This window comes from uncultured Candidatus Kuenenia sp. (genome assembly GCF_900696675.1).
Taxonomy (GTDB): Bacteria; Planctomycetota; Brocadiia; order Brocadiales; family Brocadiaceae; genus Kuenenia; species Kuenenia stuttgartiensis_A.
Genome location: NZ_CAADGZ010000279.1, coordinates 1 through 1,397 on the forward strand (window position 1 = coordinate 1; position 1,397 = coordinate 1,397).

A 1,397-nucleotide genomic window follows, 5' to 3' on the forward strand; every position below is an offset into this window, starting at 1 on the left:
TGAACATATCTGTTGTTCCTTGGGTTTGTCATGTTATGAATCGTTATCCTTAAGACGCCATTCTTTTCATCCGGCATTATATCTGCATCTGTCATAAAAATTTGACGTACCAGTGATCTTGCTTCATCTTTTTTAGAAATATATTCCTGCAATGTATTTGCCATTGCCGTCTCTGCCCGATAAGCAATCATTTTGATTGTGTCTACGAATTGCTTTCCGCTCTTCTTTAAATCCTGAAATTTCTTATCTTCCGGGAGTTTTGAAAACTCTATATGTTTCTCCGTATTCTTTTTTGTCGCCTTGAGTTGTTCAATCTCTTTCTCCAGCGTATCTATCGATTCTCTTATTGTTGCTTTCTCCTGTACATACTTCCGGATATCGGGTTCTTCTCCTTCTGCTTTTAATACCAATGCCCCATATTTTACCCGCTGCCTGTTTAACAGTGTAGTTTTGGTTTTTATCTGACTTTCCAATTCCCTGTAACGGGGATTCACCACCTTTGTCGTCTCACTTATTGCCTCCTGTTCGTACTCGATAAGTCTGTCTATACCATAATGTTCCATCATATATTTAAGAAAGTTCTCCTGAGACCATCTGGAGAACATTCTTGCTGCCAGTACCTCAGCGTTATTCATAAAATCAGTGGTTATTATCGATGCCTGATGCCCTGTATCGGTCAATTTGCGTATCTCGCGCACCCAAAGGTCTTGCTTCCGGAAATACACTCCTCGTTCCGCCAATTTCATCTTTACCACTTCGCCATTGTTAAGAACCACTTCTTTCTCTATAAATTCTGATTCCGGCCAAACATCATTTACATACTTTTTGTAGGTATAACACGCTATGCGTTTCTCCCACATTTCTTTGAAAAACTCAGGACTGTAACCCTCACGGTCAAATACTACACCAAAGCGATAGAGATGACGATTGGCTTTTAATTCTTCCCCGGTAGGCTGCTTTGGTATGTCTCGGAGCAACCGGGGTATGATCTGTTCTCTCATTACCGAAAGCAAGCCGGGATTTACCGCTTTGCTTACCACGAAAAATGGCTTACCTACTGCATCATTTACCCAATAGTCGGTTAAACCCCTTAAACATAGCTTTTGCCTCGATACATACCGCTTCGGTAACGGTGTCTTGCTTCCGCTATATACCCGTACATGGCCGTCCACGTAAAGGATCCCGGCCAATTCCGGATCCTCTTCCATCCAGTATTTTGATAACTCTTTGCTCCACTGCTCAGGTTCGCCATGGTTTGTTATATATTTCACCTAAATCCTGCAAACAAGGCAAAGCCTTGTTGCAGGAATAGGATTGAAATGGTAGGATTTCCAAGGTATTCGGCGGTATATTGATAACAAAAAACACCTGAAAGGAGATTCACCATTTCGATGAAG

At 41.6% G+C, this 1,397-nt stretch carries 1 protein-coding gene; it reads right to left on the reverse strand.

The features are described from left to right. Positions 1-1,271: putative transposase (locus QZT26_RS17645; RefSeq protein WP_295104061.1), on the reverse strand; the 1,271-nt coding region annotated here is incomplete at its 3' end. Positions 1,272-1,397 lie beyond the last annotated feature (126 nt).